Genomic DNA, 2,704 nt, shown 5'->3' on the forward strand with positions numbered 1-2,704 from the left:
GTTGAAGGCGGTCACCCCGCCGTAGCCGTGCCCGACCAGCACCGCGTCCCGCTCGCCGAGCGAGCGCACGAGCCCGGCGACGTCGTCGGCCAGGGTGAACGCGTCGTACCCGCGCTGGGTCTTGTCCGTGTCGCCGTAGCCCCGCAGGTCGGGGGCCACCACCCGGAAGCCGGCCTCGGCCACCCCGGGCAGCTGGTAGCGCCAGGACCGCCAGTACTGGCCGAACCCGTGCAGCAGCACGACCAGCGGGCCGGTGCCCGCCTCGGCGATGTGGAAGCGGATGCCGTTGGCGCTGACGTCCCGGTGCTCCCAGGGTCCGTCGTCCCGCACCGAGGCACCGACGGGCGCGCGGCCCTTGGCCGGCCCACCGGTGGACGCCGGCTCGGGGCGGTCGGGGAGGCTGGTCAGCGCGCCGGTCCGTTCGCCGTTCAGGAACCCGTGGCCGCGGTCTTCAGGGCGGCCGCGGTCGCCTCGAGGGAGGCGATCGTCTTCTCCGGCTTGCGGACCTTCTTCACCTTGCGCAGACCCAGGAAGGCGAAGAGTCCGGCCATCAGCAGCATGACGAAGAAGACGATGGTGAAGGCGGCCCAGGTCGGCAGCCAGATGGCGAGGATCCAGGCGACCATGAACCAGAAGAAGAACATCGAGAAGGCGCCGATGACGGCGGCCACCGCGAAGAACGCACCGCCGGTGGCCCCGGTCCTGACGGTCTGGGTGATCTCCAGCTTGGCCAGCTCGATCTCCGAGCGCACCAGCGTCGACATGTGCGTCGTGACGTCCTTGACCAGCTCGCCCATGGAGGCGTTGCGGTCGATGGCCGGCTCGGTGACGAGCGGGATCTGGGCACCGGTCGACCCGGGAAGGGTGAACTGGTTCGGCGGGCTCCCCGGAGTCGTCACGACCCTCTCCTCCACGGTCGACGGTCCGGCCGGTCACCCGGCCGGAGGCTGGTGCCCGGCGCGTGCGGTGACCGGTGGCCGGTCCCGGACGCGGCGCGCGCACCGGTCTGGTTGGTACCCCGACCGGACGCCGGTACACCCATCGGTGCCCGCCGCGATCGTGGCGGGCTTCATCGTGCCATGCCGGGCGGGTCCGGGTTCCGCTCAGGGCGGTGTTGGACCGCCTACTGCCCGAGCAACCAGCGTCCGGGTGTCGCCAGATCGGCCGCCGCGGCCGGTCCCCAGCTGCCCTGCGGGTAGGGCTGGACCGCCGGCCGGTGGTCCAGCACGGGCTGCAGCACGTTCCAGGCACTGGCCAGGCCGTCCGGCCGGGTGAACAGCGAACGGTCGCCGATCAGCACGTCGTGGATCAGCCGGACGTACGGCGGCAGCGCGTCGGCGCCCTCCACCTCGCCGAGCACGATGGAGGCGTCGCTGACCACCAGCGACAGCCCCGGTCCGGGCTCCTTGACGACCATCGACAGATTCACCGCGCCGTTCCCGGCCAGCGAGAACGAGAGCACGCCGCCGTCGGCCGGGACGGCGAACGGCGCGTCGGCCGGCGGCTTGAGCACCACGCTGACCCGCTGGGTCGACTCGGCCATCCGCTTGCCGGTCCGCAGCAGGAACGGCACCCCGCGCCACCGGTCGTTGTCCACCCACATGCGCGCGGCGACGAACGTGTCGGTGGTGGAGTCCGGCGCGATGCCGGGGACGTCGCGGTATCCCTCGTACTGGCCCAGGACGACCTCGGCGGGGTCCAGCGGCCGGAAGCAGCCGATGACCTCCTCGCGGGCCGACTGCAGGGCGTCCGCGTCCATGCTGGCCGGGCGCTCCATGGCCACCTCGGCGGCCACCTGGAACAGATGGGTGATGACCATGTCCAGCATGGCGCCGGTGGCGTCGTAGAAGCCGGCCCGGTCGTCGATGTCCAGCGTCTCCGGGGCGTCGATCTGCACGGACTCGATGTGCTCGGCGTTCCAGGCGTTCGCGAACAGGCTGTTGGCGAAACGCAGCACATGCAGGTCCTGGGTCGCCTCCTTGCCCAGGAAGTGATCGATCCGGTAGACCTGCGACTCCTGCAGCACCTCGTGCACGGCCGCGTTCAGCGTGCGGAAGTCCTCGGGGGAGCTGCCGAACGGCTTCTCGTAGACCGCGCGGCAGCCGGTGGCCAGCCCGTGCGCGCCGATGGCCGCGGTGAACCCCTGGAACGCCACCGGCGGCACCGCGAAGTAGTTGATCAGCTGCGCGCTCTCGCCCAGGTCCTGGCGGGCCTTGGCGACGGCGTCGACCAGCTCGCCCGGGTCGTCGACGGTGAAGCCGCCCCCGGCGAACCGCACCCGGGCGCTGAACCGGGCCCACTCGTCGGGGTCGGGCGTGCTGGCGAACTCGGTCAGCGCGTCGTGGATGTGCTGGGCGAATTCCTCGTCGGTCCGTTGGCCGCGGCCGGTCCCGATCAGCAGGTAGTCCTCGGGCATGAGCTTCTGCTCGGCCAGCGTGAAGAACGCCGGCAACACCATTCTCTTGGCCAGATCGCCGGTGGCCCCGAAGAGCACGATGATCACCGGGGTGTCGGGACGGGTCAGCGCAGACATGGCGCAGACGCTACCGCTGCGACGATTTGCGCGGGATCACCCCGGCCGGTGGTCACCCATCCGGGGTGATCGCGCTGCTCACGGCCCGATCCGGCCAGCACGCCGGCTTCGCTGATCAAACCCGCAGCAGAACCGGACGAATCCGGCAGCAGGCGCGGGTTTGATCAGCGA

Annotated in this window: 3 protein-coding genes; all 3 read right to left on the minus strand. The window is 71.4% G+C overall.

Translation table 11 applies throughout. The annotated features are described in order from the left end of the window. A partial coding sequence (locus tag ACOJUF_RS11410; RefSeq protein WP_420121967.1) for an alpha/beta fold hydrolase occupies window positions 1-330 on the minus strand: 330 nt, incomplete at its 3' end. 98 nt (window positions 331-428) lie between these two features. Beyond that, window positions 429-899 (minus strand): phage holin family protein, encoded by a 471-nt coding sequence (locus tag ACOJUF_RS11415; protein ID WP_420121968.1) that lies wholly within the window; start codon window positions 897-899, stop codon window positions 429-431. A 224-nt stretch (window positions 900-1,123) separates the two neighbouring features. After that, on the minus strand, window positions 1,124-2,533 hold the full coding sequence (locus ACOJUF_RS11420; RefSeq protein WP_420121969.1) for a glucose-6-phosphate dehydrogenase: 1,410 nt from the start codon (window positions 2,531-2,533) through the stop codon (window positions 1,124-1,126). Between the last annotated feature and the right edge of the window lie 171 nt (window positions 2,534-2,704).

The organism is Nakamurella sp. (assembly GCF_048594475.1).
Lineage (GTDB): Bacteria > Actinomycetota > Actinomycetes > Mycobacteriales > Nakamurellaceae > Nakamurella.